This is a genomic window from Microbacterium caowuchunii (assembly GCF_008727755.1).
Taxonomy (GTDB): Bacteria; Actinomycetota; Actinomycetes; order Actinomycetales; family Microbacteriaceae; genus Microbacterium; species Microbacterium caowuchunii.
The window spans coordinates 2111918-2128332 of sequence record NZ_CP044231.1; the positions used below are offsets into that span (position 1 = coordinate 2111918).

The 16415-nt window shown below is 71.2% G+C and carries 18 protein-coding genes; 2 read left to right on the plus strand and 16 right to left on the minus strand.

Going from position 1 to position 16415, the window contains the following annotated elements:
• Positions 1-8 precede the first annotated feature (8 nt).
• Positions 9-1337: a serine hydrolase gene (locus F6J84_RS10130; RefSeq protein ID WP_150973458.1), complete on the plus strand. Its 1329-nt coding sequence runs from the start codon at positions 9-11 to the stop codon at positions 1335-1337.
• Positions 1338-1366: 29 nt separating this feature from the next.
• Here F6J84_RS10130 and F6J84_RS10135 read toward each other — a convergent pair whose 3' ends face one another.
• From F6J84_RS10135 to dapA, 10 genes are all read right to left on the minus strand, one after another.
• The gene (locus F6J84_RS10135; protein ID WP_150973460.1) at positions 1367-2167 is read right to left on the minus strand and encodes a regulatory protein RecX; all 801 of its coding nucleotides are present in this window, start codon (positions 2165-2167) and stop codon (positions 1367-1369) included.
• 2 nt (positions 2168-2169) lie between these two features.
• On the minus strand, positions 2170-3228 hold the full coding sequence (gene recA / locus F6J84_RS10140) for a recombinase RecA (protein WP_150895353.1): 1059 nt from the start codon (positions 3226-3228) through the stop codon (positions 2170-2172).
• Between the two features lie 220 nt (positions 3229-3448).
• Positions 3449-3673, minus strand: coding sequence for a DUF3046 domain-containing protein (locus F6J84_RS10145; RefSeq protein WP_150973462.1), 225 nt, complete (start codon positions 3671-3673; stop codon positions 3449-3451).
• Positions 3674-3982, minus strand: a complete 309-nt coding sequence (locus F6J84_RS10150) for a helix-turn-helix domain-containing protein (RefSeq protein ID WP_150895357.1) — start codon at positions 3980-3982, stop codon at positions 3674-3676.
• Positions 3983-4127: 145 nt separating this feature from the next.
• On the minus strand, positions 4128-4667 hold the full coding sequence (locus F6J84_RS10155; RefSeq protein WP_150973464.1) for a CinA family protein: 540 nt from the start codon (positions 4665-4667) through the stop codon (positions 4128-4130).
• Positions 4657-5241, minus strand: a complete 585-nt coding sequence (pgsA, locus tag F6J84_RS10160) for a CDP-diacylglycerol--glycerol-3-phosphate 3-phosphatidyltransferase (RefSeq protein ID WP_150973466.1) — start codon at positions 5239-5241, stop codon at positions 4657-4659. Before pgsA ends, F6J84_RS10155 begins: the two co-directional genes overlap by 11 nt.
• A gap of 26 nt (positions 5242-5267) precedes the next feature.
• Positions 5268-7958, minus strand: a complete 2691-nt coding sequence (locus F6J84_RS10165) for an FtsK/SpoIIIE family DNA translocase (protein ID WP_150973468.1) — start codon at positions 7956-7958, stop codon at positions 5268-5270.
• 54 nt (positions 7959-8012) lie between these two features.
• Positions 8013-8507, minus strand: coding sequence for a GNAT family N-acetyltransferase (locus tag F6J84_RS10170; protein WP_150973470.1), 495 nt, complete (start codon positions 8505-8507; stop codon positions 8013-8015).
• A gap of 24 nt (positions 8508-8531) precedes the next feature.
• Complete coding sequence (locus tag F6J84_RS10175) at positions 8532-10208, minus strand: ribonuclease J (protein WP_150973472.1); 1677 nt, start codon at positions 10206-10208, stop codon at positions 8532-8534.
• 105 nt (positions 10209-10313) lie between these two features.
• Complete coding sequence (gene dapA, locus F6J84_RS10180) at positions 10314-11291, minus strand: 4-hydroxy-tetrahydrodipicolinate synthase (RefSeq protein WP_150973474.1); 978 nt, start codon at positions 11289-11291, stop codon at positions 10314-10316.
• 57 nt (positions 11292-11348) lie between these two features.
• Here dapA and F6J84_RS10185 point away from each other — a divergent pair, with 57 nt between their 5' ends.
• Positions 11349-11888 carry an NUDIX domain-containing protein gene (locus tag F6J84_RS10185; protein ID WP_150973476.1) on the plus strand — a complete coding sequence of 180 codons (540 nt, stop codon included), beginning with the start codon at positions 11349-11351 and terminating at the stop codon, positions 11886-11888.
• A 160-nt stretch (positions 11889-12048) separates the two neighbouring features.
• Here F6J84_RS10185 and F6J84_RS10190 read toward each other — a convergent pair whose 3' ends face one another.
• The 6 genes from F6J84_RS10190 to F6J84_RS10215 form a co-directional block, all read right to left on the minus strand.
• A complete protein-coding gene (locus tag F6J84_RS10190) occupies positions 12049-12903 on the minus strand; it encodes a type IV toxin-antitoxin system AbiEi family antitoxin domain-containing protein (RefSeq protein ID WP_238702456.1) in 855 nt (284 codons plus the stop codon).
• A 205-nt stretch (positions 12904-13108) separates the two neighbouring features.
• Positions 13109-13864, minus strand: coding sequence for an SDR family NAD(P)-dependent oxidoreductase (locus F6J84_RS10195; protein ID WP_150973478.1), 756 nt, complete (start codon positions 13862-13864; stop codon positions 13109-13111).
• Positions 13865-13886: 22 nt separating this feature from the next.
• Positions 13887-14708, minus strand: coding sequence for an energy-coupling factor ABC transporter ATP-binding protein (locus tag F6J84_RS10200; RefSeq protein ID WP_150973480.1), 822 nt, complete (start codon positions 14706-14708; stop codon positions 13887-13889).
• The gene (gene cbiQ / locus F6J84_RS10205) at positions 14708-15367 is read right to left on the minus strand and encodes a cobalt ECF transporter T component CbiQ (RefSeq protein WP_150973482.1); all 660 of its coding nucleotides are present in this window, start codon (positions 15365-15367) and stop codon (positions 14708-14710) included. The genes F6J84_RS10200 and cbiQ overlap by 1 nt, the downstream gene beginning before the upstream one ends.
• Position 15368: 1 nt before the next feature.
• Positions 15369-15713 carry a PDGLE domain-containing protein gene (locus tag F6J84_RS10210; protein WP_150973484.1) on the minus strand — a complete coding sequence of 115 codons (345 nt, stop codon included), beginning with the start codon at positions 15711-15713 and terminating at the stop codon, positions 15369-15371.
• Entirely contained in the window at positions 15710-16405 is a 696-nt protein-coding gene (locus F6J84_RS10215; RefSeq protein ID WP_150973486.1) for an energy-coupling factor ABC transporter permease, read from the minus strand. Before F6J84_RS10215 ends, F6J84_RS10210 begins: the two co-directional genes overlap by 4 nt.
• Positions 16406-16415 lie beyond the last annotated feature (10 nt).

The following is a 16415-nucleotide window of genomic DNA, read 5'->3' on the forward strand; positions in this document are numbered from 1 at the left end:
GCGGGCACATGCGCGTGGTGGTCTCGGTCGTCGTGACGGCCGCTCTGTTGGTACTGACCGGCTGCGCGTCGTCCGTCTCCCCCGCGGCACCTCCGAGCGAGGTCGCCCTGCCCGACACGGCGGCGGGGCGGATGGCGGGCTGGGTGCTCGAGGTCATGAACGCCGACGCGGATTCCACCGTCCAGCAGTGGGAAGGGCGTATGCATCCGGACTTCCGCGCCGAGGTCAGCGCGGACGAGGTGACGGAACTCATCAACACCCGGATCCGTCCTGCTCGGCCACTCGTCGCGACCGCGTATCGCGGAGCGGAGCGCGAGGCGGTCATCACGGTCGAGGGGCGCCGGGGCGAGCCGTTCGACATGTCGGTCGTCGTGGACGCCGAGGACCGCATCACCGGGCTGCTGCTCGCCCCGGCGGCTCCGCCCCGCGAGAGCGCGGGCACCGTCGACGAGGTGGCGGAACGGCTGCAGACGCTGCCGGGGGAGGTCAGGGCACTCGTGCTCGAGGACGGCCGCCCGCTCATCGAGCACGAACCGGACACGTCCGCGCCCCTCGGCTCGGTGTTCAAGCTCTACGTGCTGGGAGCGGTCGCGGACGCCGTTGCGGCGGGCCGGCTGACCTGGGAGGAGGCCCTCACCGTGACCGACGACGTGCGCAGCCTCCCGTCCGGAGAGCTGCAGGACGCCCCGCCGGGGACGACCGTCACGGTGGCCGAAGCCGCCCGGAAGATGATCGCCATCAGCGACAACACGGCCACCGATCTGCTCATCGGTGCGGTCGGGCGCGATGCCGTGGAGGACGCGGTCGCCGCCATGGGCCACCACGACCCCGCCGCGCTGCGCCCGTTCCCGACAACTCGCGAGTTCTTCGCGCTGCTCTGGGGCGGCCACGCGGAACTCGTCGCCGCCTGGGCCGGGGGCGACGAGCAGGCACGTCGTGACGTGCTCGCGGAACTGGCGGACCGGCCTTTCCGGGTCGACGTCGCGGATGCCGACGACACGCCCCGGTGGGGCCAGGGTCTCGAGTGGTTCGCGACCGCCCGGGACGTCGCCCACGCGCACGAGGCCCTCGCCGAGCGTGCCACGGCCGACTCGAACGTCGCGGCGGTACTCACCGAGAACCCGGGACTCCCCCTGGACGCGGGCACCTGGACCGGGATCGCCTTCAAGGGCGGCTCATCCCCGGGCGTCCTCGCCGGGTCGTGGCGGGCGCAGCACACCGATGGCAGGGTGCTGACGGTCGTCGTCCTCGCCTCCGATCCGGACTCGCCCGTCTCGGCCGAGACGCAGTCGGAACTCTTCGGCCTGGTGACCGACCTGTTCGCCCTGCGCGGGTAACGACGCGCCGGTGGGAGGGCGGACCCGCTTCAGCTGAAGCGGACGCCCCCGCCGGAAGAGTTCTCGCTCAGCGCGGTTCGGGCTGCCGCGGACGCCACCGAACCCGGGTAGCCGCGACGGGACAGCTGTCCCATGAGCCGGCGCAGCGCCGTGGTCTCGTCGAGATGCCGGAGCTGGCGCGCCTTCGTCCGGGCGAACTCCAGGGCACGATCGGCATCGTCATCGGGGAGGACGGCCAGCGCCGCGTCCGCGACGTCCCGTGGGACCCCGCGGGCGGAGAGGGTCTGGGCGATGGCGCGGCGGCCCTGGCCCTTACGTTCGCTGCCCGCGTGCACGAGTTGCTCCGCGAGCCGACCGTCGTCGAGATAACCACGGTCGAGGAAGACCGCGATGAGCTGCTCGACCGCGTCCGATGCGAGCTCCTGCGTCCGCAGGAGGGACCTGGCCTCCGACACGGAGAGCTGCCGGGCGGTGAGTTTGCGTAACAGCATCCGCTCGGCTCCGTCGAGATCCGGCGTGCTCGCGGCATCGACACCGTGCTCGTCACCCCCGTGCTCGTCACCCGCGTGCTCGTCACCCGCGTCGTCCACATCCTCCGCGTCGTCGACGGTGAAGAAGACCGGGCGCGCGCGCGAGGTCCGCGTGGGCAGCCCGTCGGGAAGACGTCCTGGCCCGGGGGCGGGATCGCTTCGCCAGGTGGGATGCCACTGCTCGGCGAGCGGCTCCTCCACCGGCTCCGCATCCGCCGGGACGGCCGCCCCTCCGCGGGGCCCGAACAGCGGGGTCACGGGGGCGAGCCGGTCCGGCCCGCCCCCGTCTCCGGTGCGCATGATCAGGCCGGACGCTTCTTGGCGAGCTCATCGACGGCGGGAGCCGCCTCGGCCTCGCCGCGGGGCTGCCCGATGCCCAGCTTCACCTTGATCTTCTGCTCGATGTCCGCGGCGATGTCCGGGTTCTTCAGCAGGAAGTTGCGGGCGTTCTCCTTGCCCTGGCCCAGCTGCTCGCCCTCGTAGGTGTACCAGGCGCCGGACTTCTTGACGATGGTGTGCTCCACGCCGAAGTCGATGAGGCTGCCCTCACGGGAGATGCCGACGCCGTAGAGGATGTCGAACTCCGCCTGCTTGAACGGCGGGGCCATCTTGTTCTTCACGACCTTGACGCGGGTGCGGTTGCCCACGGCGTCCGTACCGTCCTTCAACGTCTCGATGCGACGGATGTCCAGACGCACGGACGCGTAGAACTTCAGTGCCTTACCGCCGGCCGTCGTCTCGGGGGACCCGAAGAACACGCCGATCTTCTCGCGCAGCTGGTTGATGAAGATCATGGTGGTGTTCGTCTGGTTCAGCCCACCGGTGAGCTTTCGCAGCGCCTGCGACATCAGGCGGGCCTGGAGCCCCACGTGCGAGTCGCCCATGTCGCCCTCGATCTCGGCCTTCGGCACGAGGGCTGCCACGGAGTCGATGACGATCAGATCGATGGATCCCGAGCGCACGAGCATGTCGGCGATCTCGAGGGCCTGCTCACCGGTGTCGGGCTGGGACACCAGCAGCTGGTCGATGTCGACGCCCAGCTTCATCGCGTAGTCGGGGTCGAGCGCGTGCTCCGCGTCGATGAAGGCGGCGATGCCTCCGGCGCGCTGGGCGTTCGCGATCGCGTGCAGAGTCAACGTCGTCTTACCCGAGGATTCCGGGCCGTAGATCTCGACGATGCGCCCGCGCGGGAGACCGCCGATGCCGAGGGCCACATCCAGGGCGATGGAGCCGGTGGGGATGACTTCGACCGGTGCGCGATCGTCGCTGCCCAGCCGCATGACCGAGCCCTTCCCGAACTGCCGGTCGATCTGGGCGAGGGCCGATTCGAGGGCCTTTTCGCGGTCGGCGGGTGATGGCATGGGCGTGCTCCTTCTGCTCGTGATCCGTCGCCTGTAGGCTGTCGCGTCCCGCTCGGATGAGCGGATCCTGCGACAAGGCGGGGTGTCGTTCGACGCTGTCCACGCTAGGACGGGGTTCCGACATCGAGGTCGGATCCGCCGCGGCGTGGACAAACGTCTCATCGACACCGTCTGTGCAGGAGCCTACGCTCCGCTCGAACGGATCTTCGACGACACGCCGTCAGGAGCGGCGCGGCTCCATGCGTCCGACGCCGTGGCGCCGGGCGAGCGGCACGTCCATCTCCGTGCAGAGCGCGAGCCACACATCCCTGGCCGGTTCGCCCGCGTCCAGCGCGGCCGATGCGGTGCGATCCGCCATGGTGGACAGGTGCAGGTCGGAGACCAGGTACGCGCCCTGAGCCCCGAACTCGTCCCGGACCGCGCGGTCGAACTCGCTGCGCCGCATTCAGCGCAGGGAGAGCTCGGGCGTCGCCATCGCGACGAGCTCGTCGGGGACGACGTCCGGGAACGAGGTGATGCCTTCGAGGACCGACAGCCGATCGGACACTTCGCGCATGATGGTGGAGATGGGCACGTCCAGAGCTTCGGCCACCGAGGCGAGGATCTCGCTCGAGGCCTCCTTCTGACCGCGTTCGACCTCGCTCAGGTAACCGAGAGCGACGCTCGCGCGGCTGGCGACCTGTCGGAGGGTACGGCCCTTCTGCTGGCGGAGGTCGCGGAGGACTTCGCCGATCTCGTGACGAACCAGGATCATGTCGGAAACCCTCCTCTAGCCTCTCCCCCGGTACCCGGAGCGGGTAACGGTGAAACCACGTGCGCTGTCAATCTAATCCCGGCCGCTGGAGAACGGGTGAGAATCACCGAATGTAACCGTTCCGAAACGAGGTTTGTTCCCGAGGTCACAGGGCTTCCAGCACCATCCGCAGCGCCCGGCGCACCGTCTCGCTGCGGATGTCATCCCGGTTCCCGGACAGCTGCAGCAGCTCGACGCGGGTGCCGAGCGGTGTGGAGACCCCCACGTACACCGTGCCCACCGGTTGCCCGTCGGGAGAGGCGGGCCCGGCGATGCCCGTCGTGGACACGCCGACGTCCACCCGACCGCCGCGGGGAGCGAGGGCTTCCCGCACCCCCTCGGCCATCTGGCGTGCGACCTTGGGCTGCACAGGGCCGTCCATCTCGAGGACCGTGCCGTCCACGCCGAGGAGGCGCTGCTTGATGTCGGTGGCGTAGGCCACGACGCCGCCGCGCAGGTGCGCGGATGCACCGGGAACCGCGGCGAGTTCGCTGCACAGCATCCCGCCGGTCAGCGACTCGGCCACGGCGATGGTCCACCGCAGTTCGCCGAGGCGCGCGAGCACCCGCTGCGCGTCCGTGTCACGGCCCGCGACGATCGAGGTCGATTCGTCGACCTCGGATCCGCTGTGCGGATCACGCTCCATGCGGGGCACCCTTCGCGCGCGTGCGCCGTCCGCGTACCTCGCTGACCACGTAGTCGATGCCGCTGGCGATCGTCAGGATGACGGCGATCCACATCGTGACCGTGTTGACCCAGCCGATCCAATCGCCCACGAGCGAGGCGAGCGGCAGCAGTGCGAGGGAGAGCGCCACCGCCTGCGCGACGGTCTTGAGCTTTCCCATCCACGCCGCCGCGAGGACGTGGTCACTGACCACCATGAGCCGGTAGACCGTGATGCCGAGTTCCCTCACCAGCACGATCGCGGTCACCCACCAGGGCAGCTCGGCGAGGATCGACAGGCCGACGAACGCGCATCCGGTGAGGACCTTGTCGGCGATCGGGTCCAGGAGCTTGCCGAGGTCCGTGACGATGTCGTTGCGCCGGGCGATGTGACCGTCGATGCCGTCGGTCGCGATCGCCACGATGAACAGCGCCGCCGCCCCCCACCGCAGGGCGCCGTCCGCCCCGCCGTCCGCGAGGAGCATCCAGAGGAAGACCGGTGCGCACAGGATGCGCACGATCGTGATGGCGTTGGGGAGCTGCCGGGGAACCGTCACGATCCGAGCCTAGCGACCCTGCGGGGTCAGTCGCGTCCGGTGAGTCCCCAGGCGTCCTCGGACCCGTCCTCGGCTTCGACGACTTCGAGCCCGTCGAACTGGGACGAGACCGCGTCCGGACCGTACGGGTCCGCCTGGGGCGCCGGCTCGTCCTCGCCCCGCAGGCGTGCCATCACACCGGGCAGCTGCTCGGCCGTGACGAGCACGTCGCGGGCCTTGGAGCCCTCGGACGGACCGACGATCTCGCGCGACTCCAGCAGGTCCATCAGGCGCCCGGCCTTCGCGAAACCCACCCGGAGCTTCCGCTGCAGCATCGAGGTGGACCCGAACTGTGTCGACACGACGAGTTCGGCGGCGGCCAGCAGCAGTTCGAGGTCGTCTCCGATGTCGGCGTCGACCTCCTTCTTCTCGGCGACCGCCTGCACGTCGGAGCGGTACTCCGGACGCGCCTGCCGGGTCACGTGCTGCACGACCTTCTCGATCTCCGCCTCGCTCACCCACGCCCCCTGGACGCGCACGGCCTTGGACGCCCCCATGGGCAGGAACAGGCCGTCGCCCTGACCGATCAGACGGTCCGCGCCGGGCTGGTCGAGGATGACCCGGGAGTCGGTGACGCTCGTCACGGCGAAGGCCAGCCGGGAGGGCACGTTCGCCTTGATGAGGCCGGTGACGACGTCGACGCTCGGCCGCTGCGTGGCCAGCACCAGGTGGATGCCGCTCGCGCGCGCCAGCTGCGTGATGCGCACGATGGAGTCCTCGACGTCGCGCGGAGCGACCATCATCAGGTCGGCGAGCTCGTCCACGACCACCAGCAGGTACGGGTAGGGCTTGAGGACCCGCTCGGACCCCGGCGGGAGCTGGATCGTTCCGGCGACGACGGCCGTATTGAAGTCGTCGATGTGGCGGAAGCCGAACGACGCCAGGTCGTCGTACCGCATGTCCATCTCCTTCACGACCCACTGCAGCGCCTCGGCGGCCTTCTTGGGGTTCGTGATGATGGGGGTGATCAGGTGCGGGACGCCCGCGTAGTTGGTGAGCTCGACGCGCTTCGGGTCGATGAGCACCATCCGCACTTCGGAGGGCTTCGCCCGCATCAGCAGGCTGGTGATCATCGAGTTCACGAAGCTCGACTTACCGGACCCGGTGGATCCCGCCACGAGCAGGTGGGGCATCTTCGCGAGGTTCGCCACGACGAAACCGCCGCCGACGTCCTTGCCGACGCCGATGGTCATGGGGTGGGTGGACTTCTGCGCGACCGGCGAGCGGAGGATGTCGCCGAGGGTGACGATCTCGCGATCCGTGTTCGGGATCTCGATGCCGATGGCGCTCTTGCCCGGGATCGGGGCGAGGATGCGCACCTCGTTGGAGGCCACCGCGTAGGCGATGTTGTTGGTGAGCGCGGTGATGCGCTCGACCTTCACGCCGGAGCCGAGCTCCACCTCGTACTGGGTGACGGTCGGGCCGCGGGAGAAACCGGTCACCCGGGCGTTGATGCCGAACTGCTCGAACACGCCGGAGACGGCCCGCACGATCGCGTCGTTCGCCTCGGAGCGCTCCTTCGGGGCGGATCCGGGCACCAGGGACGCAAGCGAGGGCAGGGCGTAGGGCGCCGAGGGGGGAAGCCGGTCGCCGCTGCTTCCGTACCCGTCGATCTCGGGCAGTTCCGGCTGCGGACCGGTGTCGCCGTCGTCCTGCAGGCCTCCGGCGGCGCGTCCGTCCGCGACGGCGCGCCGGGCCGCGGCGATGACGGACGGGTCGATGACCTCGGTCATCGCGTCCGGTGCGGACGGCAAGGGGGGCGCCGGCAGCGGCGGCGCGGGAGCCACGGGCTCGATCGCCTGCTCGAATCCGCCCTGGGCGCGGGTCTGCGTGAACAGCAGCTCGGTGAGGTCCTGCGACGCGGAGTCCCCGCCCATGTCGGGGTCCTCCTCGCGGCCGGTCTTGTTCCGGCGCCACCAGGGGATCGTCTCGGTCGCGTCCTCGTCCGCGGCACGTTCGCCGGCGGGGACCTCGGCCGGGCGCTCCGCGCCGAACATCCAGGCGTACAGGTCGCCGAGTCGGCGTCCGATCCGGTTCGGCGGTGTCTTGGTCAGGATGAGCACGCTCAGCACGGCGAACAGCGCCAGCAGGATGTAGGCCCCGATCGGGGTGATCAGCAGGGCGAGGGGCTCCCCCACCATCCAGCCGAACAGACCGCCCGCCTCGCTCAGCGCGGGCAGGCCACCGCTGGGCTGGGGCCGCCCGCCCAGGACATGGCAGAAGCCCGCGATCGCCAGGATGAAGAGGGCGAATCCGATCCCGATCCGGCCGTTGTCGTGCACGGAGGACGGATGCCGGAACAGCCATCCCGCCAGCAGCATGAGCAGCACCGGCAGCACGAACGACACCCGGCCGACGAGTCCGCCGACGCTGTACGCGCTCACGATCGCCGAGACGTCGGTGCCGATCAGGAACCACTCCGTGACCGCGCCGATGATGGCCAGAAGCACCAGCAGGAAGGGGAAGCCGTCGCGCCGCTGGTCCTTCTCGAGCGTCTCCGGCCCGAAGGTGCGGAACAGCCCGCCGGTCAGGTGCGCGATCCCCATCCAGGCCCGCACGACGACGGGAGGCTTCTCCTCGTCACCCACGTAACGCTTCGGGGCGGGTGCGGGTTTGCGCCCGCGGGAGGAGGATCCCTTCGCGGGGGCGTTGCGCGTCGAGGCGGTACTGCGGGCCATGATCCCACGGTAGGCGGGAGCTCCGACCTACCGGGGTTGCCACGCGGGAGAGCCTCAGCGCAGCCGCTTCACCATCGTGTCGCGGCCGACGGCGGGAGTGGTCACGGCGAACCCCTCCGAGCGGTAGAGCGTGACGGCGTGGTTCTCCCGCTCCACGCTGAGACTCAGCCGCCCGTACCCCTCCGACCGCGCCACCTCCGCCAGGCGGCGCAGCAGCGCGCGACCGACGCCGTGCGCACGCCAGACGGGGCGCACGCCGATGATGAGCTCCGGCACCCCGGTGGCGATGTAGCCGAACCCGGGTGCGGTGCGCGGCAGCAGGCGGTACCAGGCGGCTCCGATCGGTTCGCCCTGGTCATCGAGCGCCACGACGCCCGCGTCGCCGGGCCGCTGCCATCCGGTCACGTACCGCCCGTACTCCTCGGAAGACAGTACGGCGTGACGGGGACGGGCGGCGCCGGGGCGCCAGTTCGCCGCCTCGACGACCATGTCCGCGAGGAACGCACCATCCGCCTGGACGGCGGGTCTGATGCGTTCACTCGCGGACATGGCGCGATCCTAGCGGTGCGGCGTCTAGGCCTCGATGACCAGCGGCACGATCATCGGACGACGACGCAGGCGCTGGTTGACCCAGCGTCCGATCGTGCGTCGGACCACCTGGGAGAGCGCGTGGCTGTCCCGCACGCCCGACCCGGCCGCCTCGGCCAGGGCCGCCGCGATCTTGGGCTTGACGTCGTCGAAGACCTTGTCCGCCTCGGCGAAGCCGCGCGCGTGGATCTCCGGACCGGTGATGATCCGCCCGGTCGTCGCATCCACCACGACGATCACCGAGATGAAGCCCTCCTCGCCGAGGATCCTGCGGTCCTTCAGATCGGCGTCCGTGATCTCCCCGACCGTCGACCCGTCCACGTAGACGAACCCGATGTCGAGCTGCCCGACGACCGTCGCCACCCCGTCCTTCAGGTCGATGACGGTGCCGTTCTCCCCGAGGATGGTGCGCTCCGCCGGGATGCCGGTGTCCTGGGCCAGCTTCGCGTTGGCCATCAGGTGCCGGTATTCGCCGTGCACGGGCAGCACGTTCTTGGGCTTGAGGATGTTGTAGCAGTAGAGCAGTTCGCCCGCTGCGGCGTGGCCGGACACGTGCACCTTGGCGTTGCCCTTGTGCACGACGTTCGCGCCGAGCTTGGTCAGCCCGTCGATCACCCGGTAGACCGCGTTCTCGTTGCCCGGGATGAGGCTCGAGGCGAGGATGACCGTGTCACCGGGGCCGGGCTCGATCTCGTGGTCCAGGTTCGCCATCCGGGAAAGCACCGCCATCGGCTCTCCCTGCGATCCGGTCGACATGTAGACGATCCGGTCGTCGGGGATGTCCCGTGCCTTCTTGTAGTCGATGAGGACGCCGTCCGGCACCGTGAGGTAGCCGAGGTTCTCCGCGATCGTCATGTTGCGCACCATGCTGCGTCCGAGGAACGCGACCCGGCGACCGTTGGCGGCGGCCGCGTCGATGACCTGCTGGACACGGTGCACGTGGCTGGAGAAGCTCGCGACGATGACGCGACGGGGGGCCTTGGCGATCACCTGGTCGAGGACCGGTCCGATCGAGCGTTCGAGGGGCGTGAAGCCGGGGACGTCGGCGTTGGTGGAGTCGACGAGGAAGAGGTCCACACCCTCCTCGCCGAGGCGGCCGAACGCGCGCAGATCGGTGAGCCGGCCGTCGAGGGGCAGCTGGTCCATCTTGAAGTCACCGGTCACGAGGACGTTGCCGGCGGGGGTCTTGATGGAGACGGCGAGTGCGTCGGGGATGGAGTGGTTCACCGCGACGAACTCGAGGTCGAACGGCCCGACCTTCTCGTGCTGCCCTTCCTTCACCGTCATGGTGTAGGACTTGACCCGGTGCTCCTTGAGCTTCGCCTCGAGGAGCGCGAGGGTGAGGCCGGAACCGATCAGGGGGATGTCGTTCTTCAGCTTCAGCAGGTACGGCACCGCGCCGATGTGGTCCTCGTGCCCGTGGGTGAGGACGATGCCGACGATGTCGTTCAGGCGCCCGCGGATGGGGGTGAAGTCCGGCAGGATCAGATCGACCCCGGGCTGGTGCTCCTCGGGGAACAGCACACCGCAGTCGACGATGAGGAGCTTGCCCTCGTACTCGAAGACGGTCATGTTGCGCCCGACCTCGCCGAGTCCGCCCAGAGGGTAGACGCGGAGGGTTCCGGGGGCGAGTGCGGGCGGGTCGTATACGGTCGTTGCCATAGCGTGCCTTTCCGGATGCGGCGGGGCGCCGCGTCCGTTCTCACCGCCTTCCGGCGGCCGCCCGCGGGATGCGGGCTCTTCGGCTCGCCTCGTGGCGAGCTGTTGTCAGCGTGTCGTGCCGTGCACCTTCGGCAGGGCCCCGCCCGCGGCCGCGTTGCGGTCGGGGCGGAAGTTGGAGAAGTCGGCGCCGGGCACGTCGGTCACGAGGTCGAGCTCGTCCTCGATGAGGGCGGCCTCCCATTCCTCGGGTCCGACGAGGGGCAGGCGCACGCGCGGGCTGGAGATGCGGCCCAGTCCGTGCAGGATGTACTTCGCCGAGACGGTGCCGGGCACGTGCGTCATGACGGCGCGCACGAGCGGCTCCAGGCGCTTGTGCTCCGCCGTCGCCGCGGCGAGGTCGCCCCGGTTCACGGCGTCCACGATCGCGCGGTAGGGAGCCGCGGCGATGTTCGCGGTCACCCCGATGAGCCCGGTGGCCCCGATCGCGAGATGCGGGAGCACGTTGGCGTCGTCGCCGGAGAAGTACATGAGGTCGGTCTGATTCAGCACCCGGCTGACCTCGCTGAAATCACCCTTGGCGTCCTTGATGGCGAGGATGTTCGGGTGCTTGGCGAGACGCAGGATCGTTTCGTACTTGATCGGCACTCCGGTACGGCCCGGGATGTCGTACAGGATGACGGGCAGGTCCGTCGCGTCGGCGACGAGCCGGAAGTGCGTCAGGATGCCGGCCTGGGTGGGCTTGTTGTAGTACGGGGTGACGATCATGATGCCGTCTGCACCGGCGCGCTCACTGGCCTTGTAGAGCTCGATGGCGTGCGCGGTCTCGTTCGAGCCGCCACCGGTGATGATCTTGGCGCGGCCCGCGGCGACGTCCTTGCCGACCTCGACGAGCCGGAGCTTCTCCGGGTCGGTGAGGGTGGAGGTCTCCCCCGTCGTGCCGGTGACGACGATCCCGTCGGCGCCGGCGGTGATGACGTCGTCGATGTGCTTCTCGACGGCGGGCCAATCGACCTCACCGTCGGCCGTCATCGGGGTGACGAGCGCGACGAGAACCTGTCCGAAGGGGTTTCCCGTGTGCGTCATCCTCCCAGAGTATCGGTTCCGGGATGACCGTCCGGTCCGCCCTCGTAGGCTGATCGCATGACGTGGCACACCCGGGGCTCTCGCACCGTGTACGAGAACCGGTGGATCCAGGTGCGGGAGGACGCCGTGCGGGGGCCGCACGGGGAGGGCATCTACGGCGTCGTGCGGATGACGCATCCGGCCGTCTTCGTCGTGGCCCTCGATGCGGAGGACCGCGTCTGCCTCGTGGCGGTGGACCGGTACACGACGGGGCCCTCCTGGGAGGTGCCGGCCGGCGGGTCCGACGGCGAGGACCCGCTCCTCGCGGCGCAGCGCGAGCTGCGGGAGGAGACCGGGCTGACGGCCACCGAGTGGACGCCGCTCGGCACGATGAACGCGCTGAACGGCATCGCTGAGGCGCCCGAGCACGTCTTCCTGGCGCGGGGCCTCACCTCGGGCGCGGATGCGTCGGCCACCCAGCGCGAGGAGGGCATCGACGAGATGGCCTGGGTCCCCTTCGCCGAGGCGCTGGCGATGGTCTCGGACGGGCGGATCCACGACGGCGAGACGATCGCCGCGCTCGCCTTCGCCGGCATCCGCCTCGGCCGCTTCGCCTGACCCCCTCCCCTGGCCCCGGGCTCCGCCGGGCCCCTCGGCCGCTCGGTGTCCGCACGACCGGCGCGCGACGCGCCGAGAGTGCGGCCGCGCCGCGCCGCCGTCCCGCCGATGCTCGTGCGGACGCCACCCTGCCCGGGACGCGGGCGGACACCATCCCTGCTCAGAACGGACGGTGGGGGATGCCGCTGGAGCGGTGCAGGCCGCGCCCCAGGGCGGACAGGATCGCGTCCTCGACCAACGGCCAGTCGTGCACGATGAGGGCGTAGTCATAGCGCAGTGTGACGAAGCCCAGGACCGTCGCGACGGCGTCGCGCACGAGGTCGCGGTGCCGGTGGTCCCCGCCGTGTGTGGACCCGTCCGCCTCCAGGATCAACCTGTCGCCGACGACGAAGTCCACCACGCCCACTCCGCCGATGCGCACCTGGGTGCGCACCTCGATGCCGAGCAGATGCAGACGGAGGCGGATGAGGGATTCCAGGCCGCTGTCCGCATCCTTCCGGGCGAGGTCGACGAGCCAGCGGCGGGTACGCGGGACGTGCTCGCGCAGCCAGGCGACGTCGGCCGCGCCGAGGATGCGGTGTCGCATCCCGGACTCGAGCGCGCAGAAGAACGCCTCCGCCCCGAGGCAGTCGAGCATCTGGCGGACCGCGACGCGTGGGGCGACGATCCCGCGCGGGTGTCGCCCCTCGTCGCGGTGCACGCGCGGGCGGCACCCGTCCGCCGCGTGCGCGCGGCCGTTCGGTCCCAGCCACACATGCAGCGCCGCCTCGGGCTCGAGCACCCACAGCCCGTGGTGCGCCGCGGCCGACGCGCAGCAGAGTGCGCCGCCGTGCGCGAGCGCGTGCCTGAGGAGGGCGGGGGTCTCCGCGGAGGCGTACGTGCCGCGCCGCACCCTGACCAGCACGCCGTCGGCGACCGCGTCGGCGATCGCCCCCTCGGACACCCCGGCGCCCCGCAGCTCGGACGTGCGGGCGATCCCGCCCATCCGCCCAAGGACCGCGCCGAGCTCCTCCATCCCGCCACGATCCGCCCCTCCCCGCCGCGCCGCGGGTCCCCCCTCGCCCCGGTGGACAGCCCCGTCGCCCCGACGCCTGGGGAGGAGACGGCGTGCGCACGGGCGCGCGGCGGCGCGCCGCTCGCATCCGCCGTCTCACCGGCGCGTCGTCACCCGGTCGTGCGGACGCCGCGGGGCCGCGGGGGCTGGGGGGCGAGGGCTGGGGTCAGCGGCCGGTCATGCCGAGGCGGGCGGACAGGCGATCCGGCAGCACCCGCACGAGCGTCGTGAGGATGCGGTAGCGGACGGTCGGCACGGAGACCGCCGAACCCCGGGCGACGTCCCGCAGCGACAGCCGGACCACGTCCCGCGCCTCCAGCCACATCCAGCCGGGCACGCCCTCCTGCCCGGGCGGAAGGCCGAGGCGTGCGTGGAAGTCCGTGTGCGTGTAGCCGGGGCAGACCGCCGTGACCGTCACCCCGCGGGGACGGTAGACGGCATTCGCCCACCGGCTGAACGACACCAGCCACTGCTTGCAGGCGCCGTATGTCGAACGCGGCATGAACGCCGCGACGGAGGCGACGTTGAGGATGCGGCCGCGTCCGCGCGCCAGCATCGGGCCGAGCGCCGCATGGGTCAGCCGCATCGGCACCTCGACGTGCAGCGCGAGGTGCCGCGCCTCGTCCTCGATGTCGTTGGTCTCGAAGGCCAGCGGTAACCCGAAGCCCGCGTTGTTGACCAGCAGGTCGACCGGGTGCTCCTCGTCCGCGAGCCGGGCCTCGACGCGCGCGCGTTCCCGCGGGTCGACGAGGTCGGCTCGCAGCACCTCCACGTCGACGCGGGCGCGGAGCGGGCCGGCCACCTGTTCGAGCGCGGCCGGGTCACGGCCCACGAGGATGAGGTCGGCACCGCGGCTGGCCAGTTGACGGGCGTACTCGGCACCCAGGCCGGAGCCGGCACCGGTGATGAGCGCTGTGGGCAACGACGTCTCCCTCCCGAGGTGGTCAGGATACGCGCCCGCCAGGTTCTTCCCCCGCCCCGCTCCGCCCGGATCGTGCCGGATCCGGCGCGGTACGCGGATCGAACCCCCAGGGCAGTTCCAGTCCGTGCGAGGCCATGAGCCCGGCGTCGGCCAGGAGCTCCCGGGTCGGACCGTCGGCGACGATGCGCCCGCCGTCGAGGATGAGCGCGCGCGGACACACCTCCAGGGCGAAGGGCAGGTCGTGCGTGACGACCAGCACGGTGGCGGCCAGCCCGGAGAGCGTCGCGGAGAGCTCCCTGCGCGCGGACGGGTCGAGATTCGAGGTGGGTTCGTCCAGCACGACGACCTCGACGTCCATCGCGAGGATGGTGGCGATCGCCGCGCGTCGGCGTTCGCCGAGCGACAGCCGCTGCGGGTACCGGTGCTCCGCGCCGCCCAGGCCGACCTGTGCGAGGGCCGCGCCCACCCGTTCGTCGAGCTCTCCGCCGCGGAGGCCGTAGTTCGCCGGGCCGAACGCCACGTCCTCCCCCACCGTCGGCATGAAGAGCTGGTCGTCGGGATCCTGGAACACGAGCCCCACCCGCCGGCGGATGGCGCGCACGTTGCCTGCGGAAACGGGGACACCGCCGATGGACACCGTCCCCGATGCCGGTCGGAGGGTGCCGTTCAGGTGCAGCATGAGGGTGGTCTTGCCCGCGCCGTTCGGGCCCAGCACCGCCACCCGCTCGCCGGGCTCGACGGCGAAGCTCACGCCGTCGAGGACGACCGGGGCCGCCGAGCGACCGGAGGGGTAGGTGAAGCGGAGATCGTCGAACCGCACGCTCGCGGCCGGCACCGCCCCCATCAGGCGGAGCCCTCGCTGTGGCCACGGGCGAGCATCGCGAGGTGCACGCGCTCACCCCGGGCATGGGCACGCACGAACAGCGCGCCGACCCCCTGCGCCAGGGTGCGCCAGTCCCGCAGGCCACGGGTGCCGAAGCCCCGGGATTCGCGCGCGATCCGCATCCGTGCCGACTCCTCCCCGATCACGTCCAGGTAGCGCAGCATGAACCCGATGATCGCGGTGAGCTGCGCCGGCATCCGGAGCGACTCGAGCGCCGCGACGATGCGACGCGGCTCCGTCGTCGCCGTGAACACGATGGCCGCCAGCAGAGCCAGCGTCGCCTTGGCGAGCAGAGCCCACGCACCCCACAGCCCTTGCACCGAGAGCGCGATCCCGCCGACGTCCACCCGCGGCCCGGTTGCGACGAACGGCATCAGGATGGCGAACACGACGAACGGGATCTCGATGCTGAGGCGGCGCCCGAGCAGCCGGAGCGGCACGCGGACGGCGGCCAGCAGGCAAAGCAGCACGAGCGCGTACCCGGCGAACACCGGCACCCACTCGCGGGGCGTCGCGACGATCACGACGGCGGCCGCGATCAGCACGATCAGTTTCGTGCGGGGCGTCAGCCGGTGCAGCCAGGTCTGCCCGCCCTCTGGGTCCGTCCGCTCCGGGACCATGTCACGTCCGATCCGCGCGGGAGCGGACGACCCGACCGATCACCCAGGACACCCCGAACGTGACCGCGCATCCGATCGCCCCCGCCACGGCGACGGACACCCACGGCTGTTCGATCGCGGCGACGCCGTAGTCGGCGAGTGGAGCCGCGCTGAGCGCCCCGTCTTCCGCTGCGGAAAGGAACCCCAGCGACTCGGCCACGAACTCGAGCCCGTCCGGCTGACTGGACGCCCAGATGCTGAGGCCGCAGGCCACGAGGAGGGCGAAGCCGAGCGCGCAGGCGGTGAACACCCTGGTCGAGATGCGCCGGTGCGGACCGCGCTCCGGCACGGCGCGGCGTGATGTCATGCGGGTACCTCCCCTCGGGCGCGGGCCGTGCGACGCACCGCCCGCTGGAACCGGGCACCGTAGACGAGGTCCGGTCGCGTCGCCATGACGGCCGAGACGATGAGCGCGGTGATGACGGCCTCACCCACACCGATCACGGCGTGCCAGGAGAGCATCGCCGCGAACACGGCTCCGGCCGGGACCGCCACGGTCCCGCCCACGATGAAGAGTCCGGCGAAGACGGCGGCTGCGGCGGGTACCGACACCAGGGCGCCCGCAGCCGCTGCGATCGGCACCGACCAGCGCCGGCCCGGCAGGATGAGCATGAATCCCCGGAACACCCACCATCCGACCACCACTGTGACGAGGGCCATGAGCGTGACGTTGGTGCCGAGGGCGGTGATGCCGCCGTCGGCGAAGAGCAGCGCCTGCACGATCAGCACGACGGCGAGGCAGAGCACGCCGGTCGCGGGTCCCACCAGGACGGCGGCGAGCGCCCCGCCCATGAGGTGACCACTCGTCCCGACGCCGACGGGGAAATTGATTATCTGAGCGGCGAAGATGACCGTGGCGACGATGCCGACCATCGGTGCCTTGCGGTCGTCGAGTGCCTCGCGGCGAGCGCGGGGAAGCGCCACCGCGATGCCCGCGACAGCCACGGCCCCCGTGGCGATCGAGGTGGGCAGATCCAGGAATCCATCGGGCACGTGCATCGGACCCACT